This window comes from Nesterenkonia aerolata, assembly GCF_031470965.1.
Lineage (GTDB): Bacteria > Actinomycetota > Actinomycetes > Actinomycetales > Micrococcaceae > Nesterenkonia > Nesterenkonia aerolata.
On record NZ_JAVKGR010000016.1, the window covers coordinates 19,990 to 36,663 of the forward strand.

15 protein-coding genes are annotated in these 16,674 nt (G+C 63.0%); 10 read left to right on the forward strand and 5 right to left on the reverse strand.

Translation table 11 applies throughout. The features are described 5' to 3' along the window. Window position 1 precedes the first annotated feature (1 nt). Entirely contained in the window at window positions 2-589 is a 588-nt protein-coding gene (locus RIL96_RS11040; protein ID WP_310549078.1) for an FHA domain-containing protein FhaB/FipA, read from the reverse strand. A 5-nt stretch (window positions 590-594) separates the two neighbouring features. Then, window positions 595-1,419: an FHA domain-containing protein gene (locus RIL96_RS11045; protein WP_310549079.1), complete on the reverse strand. Its 825-nt coding sequence runs from the start codon at window positions 1,417-1,419 to the stop codon at window positions 595-597. A 327-nt stretch (window positions 1,420-1,746) separates the two neighbouring features. On the opposite strand from RIL96_RS11045, the gene RIL96_RS11050 reads away from it, so the two are divergent. Further along, window positions 1,747-2,286 (forward strand): YceI family protein, encoded by a 540-nt coding sequence (locus RIL96_RS11050; protein WP_310549080.1) that lies wholly within the window; start codon window positions 1,747-1,749, stop codon window positions 2,284-2,286. Window positions 2,287-2,404: 118 nt separating this feature from the next. On the opposite strand, the gene RIL96_RS11055 is transcribed toward RIL96_RS11050, so the two are convergent. Together RIL96_RS11055 and RIL96_RS11060 are read right to left on the reverse strand one after the other, a co-directional pair. After that, window positions 2,405-3,160 carry a TSUP family transporter gene (locus tag RIL96_RS11055; protein WP_310549081.1) on the reverse strand — a complete coding sequence of 252 codons (756 nt, stop codon included), beginning with the start codon at window positions 3,158-3,160 and terminating at the stop codon, window positions 2,405-2,407. 72 nt (window positions 3,161-3,232) lie between these two features. Further along, complete coding sequence (locus RIL96_RS11060) at window positions 3,233-4,762, reverse strand: alanine/glycine:cation symporter family protein (RefSeq protein ID WP_310549082.1); 1,530 nt, start codon at window positions 4,760-4,762, stop codon at window positions 3,233-3,235. A gap of 234 nt (window positions 4,763-4,996) precedes the next feature. Here RIL96_RS11060 and RIL96_RS11065 point away from each other — a divergent pair, with 234 nt between their 5' ends. The 6 genes from RIL96_RS11065 to RIL96_RS11090 all read left to right on the forward strand — a co-directional run bounded on the left by RIL96_RS11065 (window position 4,997) and on the right by RIL96_RS11090 (window position 12,219). Then, complete coding sequence (locus RIL96_RS11065) at window positions 4,997-5,683, forward strand: GntR family transcriptional regulator (protein WP_310549083.1); 687 nt, start codon at window positions 4,997-4,999, stop codon at window positions 5,681-5,683. A 117-nt stretch (window positions 5,684-5,800) separates the two neighbouring features. Then, window positions 5,801-6,988: an NAD(P)/FAD-dependent oxidoreductase gene (locus tag RIL96_RS11070; protein ID WP_310549084.1), complete on the forward strand. Its 1,188-nt coding sequence runs from the start codon at window positions 5,801-5,803 to the stop codon at window positions 6,986-6,988. A gap of 28 nt (window positions 6,989-7,016) precedes the next feature. Then, window positions 7,017-8,414, forward strand: a complete 1,398-nt coding sequence (hglS, locus tag RIL96_RS11075) for a 2-oxoadipate dioxygenase/decarboxylase (protein ID WP_310549085.1) — start codon at window positions 7,017-7,019, stop codon at window positions 8,412-8,414. A gap of 66 nt (window positions 8,415-8,480) precedes the next feature. Beyond that, window positions 8,481-10,007 (forward strand): L-piperidine-6-carboxylate dehydrogenase, encoded by a 1,527-nt coding sequence (gene amaB, locus RIL96_RS11080; RefSeq protein WP_310549086.1) that lies wholly within the window; start codon window positions 8,481-8,483, stop codon window positions 10,005-10,007. Between the two features lie 110 nt (window positions 10,008-10,117). Then, a complete protein-coding gene (locus RIL96_RS11085; protein ID WP_310549087.1) occupies window positions 10,118-11,248 on the forward strand; it encodes a Glu/Leu/Phe/Val family dehydrogenase in 1,131 nt (376 codons plus the stop codon). A 206-nt stretch (window positions 11,249-11,454) separates the two neighbouring features. Further along, window positions 11,455-12,219 carry a TSUP family transporter gene (locus tag RIL96_RS11090; protein ID WP_310549088.1) on the forward strand — a complete coding sequence of 255 codons (765 nt, stop codon included), beginning with the start codon at window positions 11,455-11,457 and terminating at the stop codon, window positions 12,217-12,219. A 49-nt stretch (window positions 12,220-12,268) separates the two neighbouring features. On the opposite strand, the gene RIL96_RS11095 is transcribed toward RIL96_RS11090, so the two are convergent. Continuing rightward, on the reverse strand, window positions 12,269-13,378 hold the full coding sequence (locus tag RIL96_RS11095; protein WP_310549089.1) for a phosphatase PAP2 family protein: 1,110 nt from the start codon (window positions 13,376-13,378) through the stop codon (window positions 12,269-12,271). 358 nt (window positions 13,379-13,736) lie between these two features. Between RIL96_RS11095 and RIL96_RS11100 the strand changes: the two genes are divergently transcribed. From RIL96_RS11100 to RIL96_RS11110, 3 genes are all read left to right on the forward strand, one after another. Further along, window positions 13,737-14,435, forward strand: a complete 699-nt coding sequence (locus RIL96_RS11100; protein WP_310549090.1) for a dienelactone hydrolase family protein — start codon at window positions 13,737-13,739, stop codon at window positions 14,433-14,435. 1 nt (window position 14,436) lies between these two features. Then, entirely contained in the window at window positions 14,437-15,297 is an 861-nt protein-coding gene (locus RIL96_RS11105) for a LysR family transcriptional regulator substrate-binding protein (RefSeq protein ID WP_310549091.1), read from the forward strand. Window positions 15,298-15,414: 117 nt separating this feature from the next. Then, window positions 15,415-16,371, forward strand: coding sequence for a bile acid:sodium symporter family protein (locus tag RIL96_RS11110; protein ID WP_310549092.1), 957 nt, complete (start codon window positions 15,415-15,417; stop codon window positions 16,369-16,371). Window positions 16,372-16,674: the final 303 nt, after the last annotated feature.

Sequence of the window (16,674 nt, forward strand, 5' to 3'; positions counted from 1 at the left end):
TTCAGGCCCTCAGTTCCAGGACGGTCTTGCCGATGCGGATCCGCTCACCCGGTTCCACGGTGGCGGCGCGGGTCAGCTGCTCCTCGCCCAGCCAGGTGCCGTTGGTGGAGCCGAGGTCCTCGATGAACCACCGCGACCCCTGGGGGAACAGCCGCGCGTGCTTGCCCGAGGCGTAGTCATCGATCAGCACCAGGGTGGACTCCTGCGCGCGGCCGAGCATCACCGGCGCCGAGCCCAGCTCCACTTCGGTGCCGGCGGCGGGACCTTCGACCACGACGAGGGCGCGCGGCCGGGGCCGCTGGGCCGAGGGCGCGGGTTCCTGCGTCGGTGCCGGGTCCTGGCTCTGACCGGAGGGGTGGGCCGGGGGATGGGTGGTCGCCGTCGTGGCCGGTGCCCCAGCCGGACCCGCCGCGACGGCGGTCTCGCGGCGACGGCGACGGTCCTTGCCGCGGCCGGCGTCGTCACGTGGGGTGCGCGAGCGTTTGGAGATCATCAGGTCACGGCTCTGCGCTGCGACGATGGAGAGGATCATGATCCACAGCAGCAGCAGCAGCCCGAACTGCAGAACGGTGACGGCGAGTTCGCTCATCCGGTTCAGCTCTCGGTGACCGTGCGGAAGCGCAGGCGCGCTCCGCCCAGCGAGATCAGGGCGCTGTCGAAGAGTTCCGTACCGGGGGCCTGGGGGTCGAGGCGCTCGCCGTCGACGTAGGTGCCGTTGGTGGAGCCGAGATCCCGGGCATAGAAGTGATCGCCCTGGCGGTAGATCTCCATGTGACGGCGGGAGATCCCGGAGTCGGCGATGGAGATGCCCGCCTGGGAGGAGCGGCCGACGACGGTGTGCGCCTCGAGCTCGTGGCGGGTGCCGTCGTGCTCGACGACGGCAAGGACACGGGGGGCCCGGGTGACGGCGGGGTTCACTGTGGTGGCGTCGAGATCGTAGGAGGACGGTGCTGACGGCGCGGCGGGGGCCGCAGGCTGGCCTGCGCTGAGCCCGGTGTGCGATCCGGCGGCCGGGGCGGCGGCAGCGACGGGGTGTGCTGAGGGGACGGCGCCCTTCTCAGTGCTGGATTCGATGTGCAGCTGTCCGCGGCGCAGATCAGTGTTCTTCACGAAGGTGGCGCGCACCGGTCCGCGCAGCGTGTAGCCCTGGGAGTCGGCGTGTCGGATGATCTCCTCACACAGCTCCTCGGCCAACGCCACCCCGTACTTCTTCGCCTCGGCGAAGTCATCCGGGGACAGGCGGATCCGGTAGACATTGGGAACGAATGAACGTCCCTGCGACATCGTGAAGGACTCACGGTCCATGTGGCGTCGTACGGCGGTGGCGATCTCCACGGGGCCGAGGCTCCCTCCGCGTCCGGAGAAGGCTCCGCGCACGGCTTTCTCGATCCCTCGTTCCAGGTTGTCCAGAAGCCCCACGGTGCCTCCTCTCATTCGGTCATTGGCCCCGGTTCCCGAGGTGTCTCGGGCAGGGGGCATCGGTCAGTCCAGCCTCGATTCTAGCGGTCACAACTGTGCGGGCGGCATCAGCGGGCACTTCGCCGCGATGACAGGCATCGAAAAGTGTGTGGCATGTCACTCATGCAGATTTGAAATAAAATCTGGGTGACAGGGGTTGCCCCGGATGCACGCCTCGCAGGACTGTGGAGAACGCTGGGCCGCATACCTAGCGGCCCAGCGTTGAGCACACCGCGAGGCATCACAGCAGAACATCTCTGACACTCGTTTTCGAAAGGACGAACCATCATGGCCGCACTGACTCAGGGCACCTGGAACTTCGACCCGGCACACTCCGAGATCGGGCTCACCGTCCGCCACGCCGGCATCTCCAAGACCCGCGCGGTCTTCGAAGAGGCCCAGGCTGTGCTGCAGGTCGCCGAGAACGGCACCGCCACTGTGGAGGCCCAGGTCCAGGCCTCCTCCTTCTCCTCCGGCAACGAGGACCGTGACGGGCACGTCCGCGGTGAGGACTTCCTCGACGCCGCGCAGCACCCCACGCTGACCTTCCGCGCCGAGGGTGTGGCCGTCTCCGACGAAGAGTTCGAGATGCCCGGTGAGCTCACCATCCGCGGTGTGACCCACCCGGTGACCTTCGAGGCCGAGTTCGGCGGCCAGGCCGTGGACCCCTTCGGCGCCACCCGCGCCGGCTTCTCCGCGACCACCACGATCTCCCGCAAGGAGTTCGGCCTGACCTGGAACGCTGCGCTGGAGGCCGGCGGTGTGCTGGTCGGCGACAAGGTGAAGATCGAGCTGGAGGTCGCCTTCGTCCTCGACCAGGGCGAGTGAGGCCTGCAGGCGAGAGCTGTTGAATGCTGAGGCTGTGACCCACCGGATATTCCGGTGGGTCACAGCCTCAGCTGTCTCAACGTCAGGGGAGCTTCTCGATACTCGGGAGCACGTTGACTCAAGAAGCGATGATCATGATGCCGGACCCTAGTGCCATCGCTGCACCGACGAATGCGAGAGCAATGACGAATCGCCGCACCTTGTGATCAGCCACTCTGTTCTGAATTCGTTCGCCGAGGAGGATCCCTCCGAGGATCGCGAGGGCGCAGAAGAACCATGTCTGCCATGGAAGGTCTGGGACGTGTCCTTGATCCATGACGGATTTGGTGAGGAAGGCCATGGCCGAGAGCAACAGCCAGAGTGGCTGAAGGGTAGCGACCATCGCACGGGTGGCCCAACCTGAGAGAACGGCATAGATCGTCGTGGCAGGGGCGCCCACACCAGCGACCGCTGTGCCGATACCCGCGCCGATGCCTGTCAGAGTGACAGTAACCGCTCCGTCGACCTGTCGGGTCGTCGACGCGATGTGAACAGTGCAGATCAGACCAACGATGATCATCAGTGCCACGATGATGTCGAGGAATCCCGGGGGAGTGAGGGTGCTGAACCAGGCAGCGATGGGTATGACCAGAAGGGCGGGCAGTGCCAACATCCTGAAGCGACGCCAGTCGATGTCCCGCCATACGCGGGGCATGATGAAAAGTGGGGCAATGATGCTGAGGAAGTTGGCGAGCATGACTCCCTGATGTGAGCCCAGCAGTACGACGAGAGGCGGTGCCAGTACTAGTCCGAACCCGAAGCCCGATACCCGTTGAACGACAGCCGAGACGAGCACGGCGCTGATCACGCCGAGGCTGAGAATCGGCTCAGGCATCTGCTCTCCCGGTGTGCGCTCCCGCTGGGCGCGGCGAGACCCTACTCCGTGCCGTCACGGCTTCCAAGTGACTTAATTCTGACGTTCCGACTGGGGTTTGCCCAGGAGCGTGGAGCGTTCGGACTTCGGAACGACGGGGATCGTTCCCGTGTGCATACCTCTGCGGAGATCGAAGATCTCGTTCCGAAGCACCTTGGCCAGGAAATAGATGCCCAAGAGATTGGGGACTGTGACCACAAAGAACATCACATCGGAGAATCGCACGACGGTGTCCAGAGAGACACTTGCGCCGATGACGATCATCACGACGTAGACGCAGTCGTAGATGCGTTCTGCGATGTAGCTCTGTCCGAACACGAATCCGGCCGTCTTGCGCCCGTAGTAGGAGAAGGCCAGGATCGTCGAGAAACCGAACAGGATGATGCAGACCGTGAGAATGATGGTGAAGAGGTCATGCACCGTGGCGAAGGCTTCAGTAGTCAGAGCCACACCATCTGACTCTGAACCGATGTAGCTCTCGGTGACGATGATGGCCAGAGCAGTCATCGTGCAGATCACGACTGAATCGATGAAGGGCTCCCAGGCTGCGACGAATCCCTCTTCGGCCGGTCGTCTGTTCTTGGAGGCGGAATGAGCCAAACCTGCGGTACCGACACCGGCGGCGTTGGAGAACAGGGCGCGCTGGATACCGATGATGGCGACACCGATGACTCCGCCGCTGACGCCTTCTCCGGTGAACGCAGAGGTGAACATGATTCCGAATGAGCTGGGAATCGCAGTGTAGTTCGCGGCCAGAATCACCAGGACGCAACCGACGTAGATGATAGCCATGAAGGGGACCATTCGGCTGGTGAGGCGAGCGATGGATGTGATGCCACCGATGATGACGATGCCCACACAGACGGCGATGATGAGCCCGATGATCCATCCGTTGCCCGCAAGCGGACTGTCAGCCCCACCGGTCGTGTTGATGACCTGAGCAGTCAGCTGGTTCGCTTGGAAGATGTTCCCGGCCCCCATGACGGCGATCATCATGCATGCAGCAAAGGTGTACCCCAGGATGCGGCCCAGTGTGGGGCGGCCGATCGATGCGAGGCCGTCCCGCAGATAGTACATGGGGCCGCCCGAGACTGTGCCGTCCTGGTGGATGCGCCTGTACTTCTGAGCCAGAGTGGCCTCTGACATTTTGACGGCCATACCGAGGATGCCTGCGATGATGATCCATACCGTTGCGCCCGGTCCGCCGATGGAAATGGCGACGGCGACACCTGCGATATTTCCCAGCCCGACGGTTCCGGAGAGTTCAGTCGCGAGTGCTTGGAAGCTGGTCACCTGACCAGGGTCCGAATAGCGGCTGTAGTGACCGCGGACGACGCCGATGCTGAGCTTCAGATCCTTGAACGGGCGGATCCGGAGCCAGAACGTCAGAAACAGGCCAGCGGTGATGAGCCAGACGACCAGGATGGGTAGATCCGCGCCGCCGATCGGTACGGCGAAGAAGACGATTTCCTCGAGGAACTCCACAATCGGCCCGAAGGTGTTTTCCATCCTGTCATCGATCGTGGTTGCCAGCGGGGGAGCCGAAGCGGATATCGGTGTCATGTCTGCCTCTCCGTGGTCGATGCGACACGACGGACTCGCCCGCCTCGCAGTGTGTCGTACATCACTTGCCGGTTATCGATAACCAATAAACGGGAGATGATGATGCTTGTCAATAGTTCTGAGCCCACCGTGGTGACATGGAGTGGTGACATGGAGTGGGAGTGGTTCTCTGGGGAGACTGTTGGGGCGGCGTTTGTAGAATCGCTCCGGGCCTAGGAGAAGGAGGAGTGTCGTATGAACTCGGTTCCGGCACTGTGGGATGGTGTGGGTAGTGCGGACGGAGCACGCCTATTGACTCCGGCGACGCTCAAGGAGTCCACGGAGCAGATGATTCGTCGTGCTCTGCTCAACGGAGATATGCGCGCCGGGGAGATCTATTCTGCCAACGCTCTGGCCAGACAGTTGGGGATATCGAACAGTCCCGCTCGGGAAGCCATGATGACTCTTGTCAATAAGGGGCTCCTGGAACTCGTGCGGAACAGGGGTTTCCGTGTCGTGGAGCTGAGCGACACGGATAAGCGTGAGATTTACGAACTCCGCCTGCAGATCGAGGTCGAAGCGGTTCGGCGTGTGGCCGCGGCCGGTGTCAGCACCTCCGAGACGGAGTTCCTGCGTGCTGCCGCGCAGCGAACGGTCGATCTCGCCCAGCGTGATGACATGGGGGACTATCTTGAGGCTGACCAGTCCTTCCACGCAGGTCTGGTGGGTATGAACGGTAACCGACGGTGGACAGACATCGTCGAGAACCTCAGGGATCTCTCCCGCGTCAATGGCTTCTATCGTTTCCTCGCCACGGATCACTATCTCGCCGAAAGCGCGGATGAGCACCTGAGAATCGCTGCGGCCGTGATAGCAGGCGACGCCGAGCGGGCCGCTGAGCTGATGGTCCACCATCTTGAATATGCACGGCCTCGAGGCTGACCGGAGACCCTGAAGAGACTTATGTGACGCTTGACACTCCTGGACAGCTGTCGAATGATGGTTATCGATAACCGGTAACCAAGAGGTTGTCGTCAGATCATGCGTCGGGAGGTCTTCATGGCGGACACGGTGTCCCTCGAATTGACGACGGCTTCCCATCAACCGAGGGCTGCCGACGTCGTGATCGTCGGAGGTGGGGTCATTGGTGTCAGCATCGCCTGGCACCTGATGGAGTCCGGGGTACGGAATATCGTCGTCGTCGAACGATCTGACCTCGGCAGTGGCTCCTCCGCGAAGCCGTTAGGTGGAGTCCGAGCCAATTTCTCGGATCCTTCGAACATCGCCCTGGGACAGAGGTCGCTGCAGAAGTTCTCCGTGTTCCCCGAGAAGTTCGGCGTAGATATCGGCTTCCGACGTGTTGGATATCTTTTCCTCGGACGAACGGAGGAGGCCTGCGAAAGCATGGCTGAGGCTGTTCAACTGCAGAATGATATGGGTGTACGGAGCAGCATGGTCACGCCGGAGGAAGCTGGACAGCTCAATCCTCTGGTCCATGTGCAGGCACTGCTGGGTGCTTCCTACTCACCGGATGACGGTTATGCGCGCCCTTCGCAGGTCGTCCATGGCTATTCAAAGTCTGCAGCCCAGGGCGGAGTGACGTTCCTCGACAGGACCCAGGTCCTGAGCATCGATACCACTGCCGGTGCTGTCAGTGCCGTCACGACCAGCAGGGGTGAGATTCGCACCCCAACGGTCATCTGCTGTGCGGGCGCCTGGAGCGCGGGGATTGGGGAGATGGCCGGTGTCGAGCTTCCGGTCACACCGGTCCGTCGGCTCATCGGGTTCAGTGCCGAAGGTCCGACACCGCTTCCCACGATCCCCTTCACACTGGATCTCCAGACGACCCTCTACTTTCATAACTCCAGGGACGGTCTTCTCCTCGGTATCTCACATGATCAGGAGCCCTGCTTCTGCCGTGAGTTCTCCTACGAATGGATGGAAGAGTTCAGGGCCGCTGCCCGCATCTGCGCACCAACGCTGAGCAAGACAGAGATCCTCGGCGGGTGGGCAGGCCTCTACGAGAACACTCCCGACAGGAACGCACTCATCGGTGAGGCAGCCGACGTCTCGGGATTCTTCTACGCGACCGGCTTCTCCGGCCACGGGTTTCTGCAGGCGCCGGCTGTCGGAGAGCTTGTGACTGATATGTACCACGGGCGACAGTCCTTCATGGATCCGTCCCCCTTCTCCATCGATCGGTTTACTCAGAACAGCTCCGTCCGGCGCGAGACAAACATCATCTGACGTTACTTTCTACTGAAAGGTCACAGTCATGGAATTTCTGAAGTCCTGGCAGCTTCGTGCAGAGTTCGCTCTACGCCTGTCCGAGATGTATGGAGAAGAGGTTCCCGCCTACACCACACTGGTCGATGTCTCAACGGAGGTGAACGAAGACGTCCTCAGAGAAATGGGTGAGGCGGCGGAACGGTTGGGAACCATCTCACGTGTGACCGCTGAGCGTCACGGTGCCATACGAGTGGGAAGTCCCGAAGAGATGGCGCAGGTCGCACGAGTGTTCGCCGCGTTCGGCATGCATCCGGTGGGCTTCTACGATCTGCGGGACGCTTCGAAATCCTCCGTACCCGTGGTGTCGACCGCTTTCCGTCCGATCGAGGCAGAAGAACTGGCCCTCAACCCTTTCCGGGTCTTCACGTCCATGCTCGCCGCAGATGATCCTCGCTTCTTCGATACAGACCTGCAGTCCCGGCTCAGAGATTTCCTGGGGGAACGGACCCTCTTCCCTTCGGAGCTCTTAGAACTCGCAGATCGCGCCGCGGCTCAGGACGGCCTTGCGCTGGAAGAGGCCGAGAAGCTCCTGGATCTGGCCACCGGCGCATTTCGGCTGTCAGAGGAGCCGGTCGAGCACAGCTGGTATCAGGAGCTCGAAGCTGTATCGGCCGTTGCTGCGGATATCGGCGGGGTGTCGACCACTCATATCAATCACCTGACGCCGCGAGTCCTCGACATCGATGAGCTATACCGGAGGATGGAAGCTCGAGGCATCACGATGATCGATGAAGTGCAGGGTCCCCCAGCCTGGGATGGTCCGGATGTCCTGCTGCGGCAAACGTCTTTCCGGGCGCTCGCGGAAGAGCGTGTCTTCCGCTATGAGGATGGACGTGTCGGTCCGGGCGAGTTGAAAGTCAGATTCGGCGAAGTCGAGCAGAGAGGCATCGCTCTGACGCCCCAGGGGCGTCAAGTCTATGACGAGATGGTCGCAGAAGTAGACCGTCGGCTCCAGAATCGAGGTGGGACTCGTGCAGATGTTGCCAGGGAAGTCTGGGCAGAGCGGCTTCCACGAACGGAGATCGAACTGGCTCTCTCTGGGCTCGCCTTCTTCACCTATCGTGTGTTGTCTCAACCGAGGGGTGACAGCGGTCAGTACGGGGACACGGTGACCCTCCGCGAACTATTGGAGAGTGGTCGCGTCGTCGCCGACCCCATCGTCTACGAGGACTTCCTTCCGCGGTCAGCGGCAGGGATCTTCCAGTCGAATCTCTCCGAGGACGGTTCCCGCGACGACGCGATGCAGGGCACGGACTATGACATCGAGGTGATGTCTTCCATCATCGGTCGGCGTGTGGTGGACCCCCATGATCTATATCGCGCACAAGAAGATGCATCGCTGACCGAGATCTCAGAACAACTAGAGGTACAAGTTGTTCGATAAATCGCGAAAGTAAATAGAGGGTAAAGTAGACATATTCTCTCTGGAAAATATTGATTGGAGATAAGAATGACACCTGCACGAGATGATCGCGACCTCACTCTAGAGGTCTCCAGGGCTCTCGAAGCTTGTGGCGTGTCTCAGGAGGCACTCAGCGGCTCACGAGGGGTGACGACCCCGGTGACAGGAGAACAGATTCTCTCCGTCGAACCACATACGGTTGATGAAGTCCGCGATGTGATCGATAGGGCGGAGCACGCCTTCCGAGTGTGGCGTGAGGTGCCTGGCCCGGCGCGCGGCGCGGTGGTGAAGCGCTGGGGGGAACTTCTGAGCGAACACAAGTCAGATCTGGCGACGATCGTACGCGCTGAAGCAGGAAAGATCGTCTCGGAGGCTGAAGGTGAAGTCCAGGAGATGATCGATATCTGCGACTTCGCACTGGGGCAGTCCCGCATGCTCTATGGCAAGACGATGCCCTCAGAACGTGCTGGTCACCGACTCATGGAGACCTGGCACCCACTCGGCGTCGTCGGCGTCATCACAGCATTCAACTTTCCGGTTGCACCGTACGCATGGAACACCGCCTTGGCGATCGTGGCCGGTGATCCGGTGATCTGGAAGCCCTCAGAGGTGGGGGTGCTGTGTGCTCTGGCGACTGACGCGCTGCTGGGACGAGCCGCAGCAGAGTGCGGAGCACCAGAGGGCCTGCACCACGTGGTGATCGGAGACCGTGAGGCGGCACAGCCGTTGCTGGAGGATCAGCGTGTGGCCCTGGTCTCGGCGACGGGTTCAACACGGATGGGTCGTGACGTCGCCCCGAAGGTCGCTGCCCGTTTCGGCAGGTACCTCTTGGAGCTCGGCGGCAATAATGCTGCGGTGGTGACGCCCAGCGCAGACCTGGATCTGGCGTTGAAGGGGATCGCTTTCGCTGCTGCAGGGACTGCAGGGCAGAGGTGCACCACCATGAGGCGTTTGATCGTGCACGAGTCGGTCGCCGACGACCTGGTGGAGAGGCTGCGCCGGGCGTACGAAACCCTGGCGATCGGTGACCCCGGTGATGAAGGTGTCCTGGTCGGTCCACTCATCAATCGGCAGAGCTACGAATCGATGCAGGCGGCATTGGAGCGTTCGCGCATGGACGGAGGAACCATTGTGACCGGGGGGCAGAGGGTGCTCGCCGACGAATTCCCTGACGCCTATTACGTCGAACCAGCCATCGTGCGTATGCCACAGCAGACCGAAGTGGTGAGAGAAGAGACCTTCGCACCTATCTTGTATGTGATGACGTACCAGGATCTCGATGAGGCGATCTCTCTCCACAACGAGGTACCGCAGGGGCTGTCATCAGCGATCTTCACATCGGATCAGGCTGAAGCGGAAATATTCTTGTCGGCTCGTGGGTCGGACTGCGGAATCGCGAATGTCAACATCGGGACATCTGGGGCGGAGATCGGTGGCGCCTTCGGAGGTGAGAAAGATACTGGAGGTGGTCGTGAATCCGGTTCAGACGCATGGAAGATCTATATGCGTCGTGCGACGAATACAATTAACTACTCAGGTAAATTGCCTCTAGCACAGGGCGTTGAATTTATTTGATTACAAAGAATCTGTGTGTGGCTGGAGCATTCCTTGCCAGCTGACCACGACCGCGTAGGGGCTCCTTTCGCCCTGACATGCAGAGATGCCCGCTGAGACGAGAGATGATGATGTTCTTCGACCTGACTGACGACTGGGGGCCTGAGAAGGTCGTGACGATCCACGACAGACGCTTGGGCTACCAGGGTGCACTCGTCCTCGACAACACGGCTCGAGGGATGGGCAAGGGCGGCACCAGGATGAGTCCTACAGTGCAGGTAGAAGATGTCATGCGTCTTGCACGGGTCATGACCTGGAAATGGGCGGCCGTTGATCTCTTCTACGGCGGGGCCAAGGCGGGCATCCGAGCTGACCCGACGCGGCCGGATAAGGAAGCGGTGGTTCGTTCTTTTGCCCGTCGCTTATCGGATCATGTACCTCACGAGTATGTCTTTGGGCTGGATATGGGGCTGACTGAGAACGATGCGGCCGTGATCAACGACGAGCTGGGAACCAGAGGTGCGGCCGTCGGGACTCCCTATGAGCTGGGTGGTGTTCCATACGATCAGCTCGGGATCACTGGGTTTGGGGTGGCAGAGGCTGCGGACGAGGCGGCACGACGATTGGGGCTGCAAGGAACCCGTGTGGCGATCCAAGGATTCGGAGCTGTGGGGCAGGCCGCGGCTCAACGTATGGATGCTTTGGGATACTCCGTGGTGGCCGTCTCGACTGCTGAAGGGTCATTAGCCGATGTGAAGGGTATGGACGTCGCGACTTTGGTGGAGCATAGGAGAAGAGTCGGGGACGGGTTCATCTCAGATTTCCCGGAATATCTGGTGCCTCACGGCAGTGAGCTGTTCACTGAAGCAGAGATCCTCATACCTGCTGCCGTGGAGAATGTCCTCGACAGCAGCAACGTAGATCGCATACGTGCCGTGCTCGTCGTCGAGGCAGCCAATCTTCCCGTGGAGACGCACGCACAGCAGATGCTCTTCGAGCAGGGCGTCACCGTTGTGCCGGACTTCCTGGCGAATGCTGGTGGGGTCATCGGTGCGGCCTACGCCATGGATGCGAGACATTCTCCGTTTCGACTGGACCCGGAGGCGATCTTTGAAAAGGTCAGAGAGAAGCTGCGAACCAATGTTGCCGCATGTCTGGATATGTCCCAGGAGTCCGGTATCACGCCCCATGAGGCAGGTCGGACGGCAGCTCGGGGCAGAATTCTATCCGCCATGCGAATTCGTGATGGGAAAAGTGAGTAATTCCTTCAGCGGATGGAATGGATAAAGGGATCGTCCTGCTTCTCACCGGCTGAACGCGCAGGTCAGGTTAGTTCCTCCGCGGCTTGACCGCAGCTTCCTGGGTATCGGCAGAGTAATGTCTACTAGAACGATGCTGTCGATGCTGCGCGACTGTCCCTGACGTATTGAGGGGACGGGAGTCATGCGCACCAGGATGTGAGGCCCCGATGTCGCTGCTGCCCCTGCTCGCGGTGATCGCTGCCGCTGTGCTGGTCGGCACGGTGCTTCAGCGGCTTTCCGGTTCAGGGGTGGGGCTCGTCGTCGCGCCCGTGCTCACCATCATCATCGGGCCGGGACTCGGAGTGCTCATCACCAATATGACCACCACGGTCTCCGGCTTCCTCATCATGCTCGCAGTGCTGCCGCGCATCGATTGGCGGCGCTACCGGATGGTGGGGCTCTTCGCGGTGGTCGGTGCCGTACCGGGGGCGTGGCTCGTCGGTCAGCTCTCCTCCGGCTGGCTGGCCATCATCCTGGCCGCACTGGTGCTCTGCGCGCTCGGGCTGACCATCGGCCTGCCGCGGCTTCCCCGCTGGGATGGGCGGATCTCCGGGGTCATCGCCGGCACTCTCGGCGGGTTCTTCAATACCACCTCAGGCGTGGCGGCGCCGGTGATGGTGATCTACTCGCGGGTCTCCGACTGGAGCCCCACCAGCTTCGCGGCGACGATGCAGCCGATCTTCCTCACCATGGGTGCGGCCTCCGTCATCACCAAGCTCAGCTTCGGCAGCGTGGACCTCGACGGTGATCTTCCGGTCGATCTCTGGGTACTCTTTCCGCTGGTCATCGGCAGCGTGCTGATCGGCATCGCCGTCGGAGGGCTGCTCTCGAAGCTGGTCACCCCCCACGGTGCCCGGCGCATGGCGATGACGCTCGCCACCCTCGGGGCACTCGGTGCCTTGATCCGCGGCGTGATTGAAGTGACCGCCTGACCAGAACTGCGAGGGGAATCCCGTGCGACGGTGAGGACTCCCGTGAGCCTCAGGCGTTGCGGGCGGAGCTCTCCGAGGCCAGCGCCGGAGCCGAGACGAGGTCATCGGCCTCGATGTCGATGCCGACCTCCTCCTCACGCATCCCCTGCTCGCGGGCCACCAGACGGCGGGCGCCCTGGTGGTTCGTCGCCCACGCACCCAGTGACACAGCCGCCCAACCGATCGCCACACCGGCGATGTTGTCGATCATGTAGTGCCAGCCGAAGTACAGGGTGGCGACGAAGGTCATCCCGAAGAATGCCCAGGCCACCCAGCGGACCAGGCGGTGCTGGTTGGTGCGGTGCATGAACAGCGCGGCCGCGAAGGTCACCGACACGTGCAGTGAGGCGAAGGCCGCCACACCGTGGATCACGTCACTGGTGGCCGGATCCGCCAGAAACTCCAAGCGGTTGTTCATCAACGCCGACTGCAGACTGCTCACGCTGGTGTCAGGCAACTGCGCGTAGAGATCCGGACGGGCGTAGATGGGGCCCAGTGCGGGCATGATGTAGTAGCTGATGGTCCCAAGGACCCAGTTCAGGCTCAACGTCGTCGCGTACCAGGCACCGACGGTCAGGTCCCGGCTGAGCACCAGGAAGACACCCAGAGTGATGGGGATCAGCGGCAGGTAGGCCACATAGATGAAGGACAGGACCTCCGCGGTGAGGTCCATGCCGAAGATGTTGTGCAGGATGATGGCCGGATCTGTGCCGCCGAACATCCAGCGGTCGAGCTCGAGCAGTTCGTGGTCGTAGAGAGTGCCTTCGCGGTAGACCGGCAGCACGCTCTTCAAGTTGCGGTAGCCGACGTAGCAGACGTAGAAAGTCGCCAGACCGGTGGCGATGTAGAGGACCCGGCGCAGGTTCCATTCATGGCGGACCACTTCCACCACACCCTGCGGGATCTGCTTCCATCCGCAGCGGCGCACGGCCGCGGGCAGGATACCCAGGGCGAACATCAGCAGGGCAAGCAGAGGCAGCCGAATGTAGGCCGGGCCGAGGAACCCTTCCGGGTCCCGCAGCGGCACTTCGAGGGCAAGGGAGCCTACGGCTGCGACCATGCCGATGAGGAGGGAGACGCCGACGATGAACGTGTACGGCCACTGCCGAGCAAACTTCATCTGTCAAGTATATGACGATCAGGTGTCAGATGAGTGAATCATCTGGCGAAATCCTGCCCGTGGCGGGTTCTGCACTCCTTGGGCGATCTTCTTGAGCACCCCTCTTGTGAACCGCTGACCTGGGATTTCTTGTGTTTAGGGGCGATCGAGAAGAGGTCCGGCATCGTCGATATGGAATCGATCACAGGTGAACAGAAAGTGTCCAACCCTGACCCCTGGGAGGTGACGCAGACGGCCGATAGGGTGGTGACCAGGGCCGATAGCCCGCTGTCTGCAGGTGATGCGTCATGCATGTCATGGATGCGCAGCCGGACCACGAGGCAGCCACCCCTAGGCAGGATCACGATGGAGGACCACGATGGCCGAGAAGACTCCGCACCAGAACCTCACCTTCCCCGTTGCCGACGGTGAGGCCCACGGCTACCTGGCCGTCCCCGACTCCGGTTCCGGGCCCGGCGTCATCGTCATCCAGGAGTGGTGGGGACTCACCGACCACATCAAGGACGTGGCAGACCGGCTGGCCGCCGAAGGGTTCGTCGCCCTGGCACCAGACCTCTACGGCGGGTGGATCACCCACGACGGCGAGGAAGCCGGTGAGATGATGAGCAACCTGCCCGCCGCAGAAGGCGCCCAGAAACTGGCCGGCGCCGTGGACCACCTGCTGGCCCGCGAGGAGGTCACCTCCTCCACGCTCGGGGCCATCGGCTTCTGCATGGGCGGTGGGTTCGTCCTCGCCCTGGCCGCCCAGCAGGGCGAGAAGATCTCTGCGGCCGTGCCGTTCTACGGCGTCGGACAGGCTGTGCCGCAGACCTACACCGGTGTGCGCGCCGCCGTGCAGGGTCACTACGCCGAGCAGGACGAGATGTACCCGGTGGAGCAGGCCGCAGCCCAGGAGCAGCAGATCCGCGAAGAATCCGGGGCACCGGTGGAGTTCTTCTACTACGACGCTGGCCACGCCTTCCACAACGACGAGAACCTGATCGGCACCTACGACCCCGAGCTGGCTCAGCTGGCCTGGGGCCGTGCCGTGGACTTCCTCAGGTCGAAGGTCTCCTGAGATGAGCCCGGGCGACTCCGCGCCGTCGACCGGTGCGGAGGGTGCCCCGTCCCTGCTGCGCCTCGGTGCCCTGCTCGGGGCCGTCCCCGACCGCTGGGTGGCCCGCTGGCATCAGCGCCACCCGGATATCCGGTTGCAGCTCGACTACTTCGAGGAGACCGGGCAGCTGGAGCGCATCCGGAGCGGCGCCGTCGACATCGGATATCTGCGTGTTCGCGCCGACGAGGGTCCTGTGGTGAACACCGAGGTGTTCCACCGCGTGTGGCTCTACCGGGAGGACGCTGTGGTCTGCGCGGCGGCCGAGCACTGGATCGCCGCCGCGGAAGACGCGGTGACCTGGGAGGACGTGGCGGAGGAGACCTTCTTAGACCCGGCCGAGGTGGCTGCCTGGTCCCCGCCCAGCGATACACGAGCCACGGAACGGCAGAGTATGGAGGTGGTGGCCTCCGGCGCAGGGCTGCTGGTGCTGCCGCGGTCCGTGGCGCGGGCACTGGCCCGCAAGGATGTCGTCATCCGAGGCCTGGAGGACCACCCGGGCTTCGACGTCGGGCTCTGTTGGTTGCGGGAACGCGACGACGAGGTGATCCAGGAGTTCATCGGCGTGACCCGAGGCCGCCGGGCCGAATCCACCCGCAGCACGATGGACAACGCCGGAGACCGGCCCCGTGGCCAGGGTCGAGGTGCAACTGCAGGGGCACGGCGAAGGCGGGAAAGCCCGCGGGACAGCGGGCTCCGCGCGGCCACCGGGGACGTCCGGGCCGAGGCGGGCCGTCGTCGAGATCCCGGCCGACGGGGAAATCCCGGCCGACGGGGAAATCCCGACGTCGGCGCTGAACTCATGCCGTGGGACCGGTGCCGTTGAACCGGTGCCGTTGGACCGTCGCCGCACCCGTGGGGCGACACCCGTGCGGCCTGCGGGTCATCAGCATGGAACTGGGCATTTTGACCTCGCCTGCGGGAACGCGCGAAGCTTCTGAGCATGGTCTCCTCGCCCAGAACCCGTGCCGCCGCTGACGCCTCTCCCCGCAGTGCAACGCTCGCCGTCACCATCTTCCCGCTACTGATCCTCGGCGGCGCGGTCGCCGCGCTGCTCGCTCCCGCCGCCTTCGCCCCGCTCGGTGCCGGAGTGACCTACGCGCTCATGGTCATCATGTTCGGCATGGGGCTGACCCTGACCCTGCCGGACTTCGCGCTGGTGCTGAAGCGCCCGCTCCCCGTGCTCGTCGGGATCCTGTTCCAGTACACCGCGATGCCGCTGCTGGCTCTGGGGATCGCGACACTGCTGCAGCTGCCTCCGAGGCTCGCGGCAGGCCTCGTCCTGGTGGGATGCGTGCCCGGAGGGACCTCGTCGAATGTGGTCACGTATCTGGCTCGCGGCGATGTGGCGCTCTCGGTCACGATGACCTCGATCTCCACACTGCTCTCTCCCCTGCTCACACCGGTGCTCACCCTGTGGCTGGCCGGACAGTTTCTCCCGGTGGAGGCCGGGGATATGGCGTGGAGCATCGTGCAGATCGTGCTGATCCCAGTCGTGGCAGGGCTGGTGTTGCGTCTGTTGCTGCCGCGGCTGATCGCCGCGATCCAACCCGTGCTGCCCTGGGTGTCAGTGTTCGGGATCACCTATGTGGTGCTCGCCGTCGTCGCCGGCTCCACGGATGTGCTTGCCTCGGCGGGCTGGCTGCTGATCCTCGGCGTAGTGCTGCACAACTGCCTGGGGTACGGGGTCGGCTACCTCGCTGGTCGGCTCACCGGCGCTGATGTCCCGGCGCGCCGTGCGATCTCTGTGGAGGTCGGGATGCAGAACTCGGGGCTTGCGGCCGGGCTCGGCGCGCAGTACATGACCCCGGAGTCGGCGTTGCCGGGAGCGATCTTCTCGGTGTGGCACAACATCTCGGGAGGACTGCTGGCCTCCTTCTGGGGCCGTCGTCGCACCTGAGCGGGCTCGGCTGAACTGAGCAGGCTTGTGGTGACCTGAGTGGGCGCGTGTGGTGATCTGAGTGGGTTTGGCTGACCTGCCCAGCCTCTGGTCCGGGTCCCGGAGCCGCGCACTCCTCGAGGGAGCAAAAATCCCCGCGACACGCCGATTTCTGGGACCAGGTTTTCTCCCTCGACGCGGGTTCCCGGACCACCCCTGATCGAGGGAGAGAAAATTGCCGTGACACGCCGGGCGGTGGTGCGAGATTTGCTCCATCGGTGGGGGTGTCGGGGGGTTCGGTTCGAACTGGCTGGTAGATCGGAC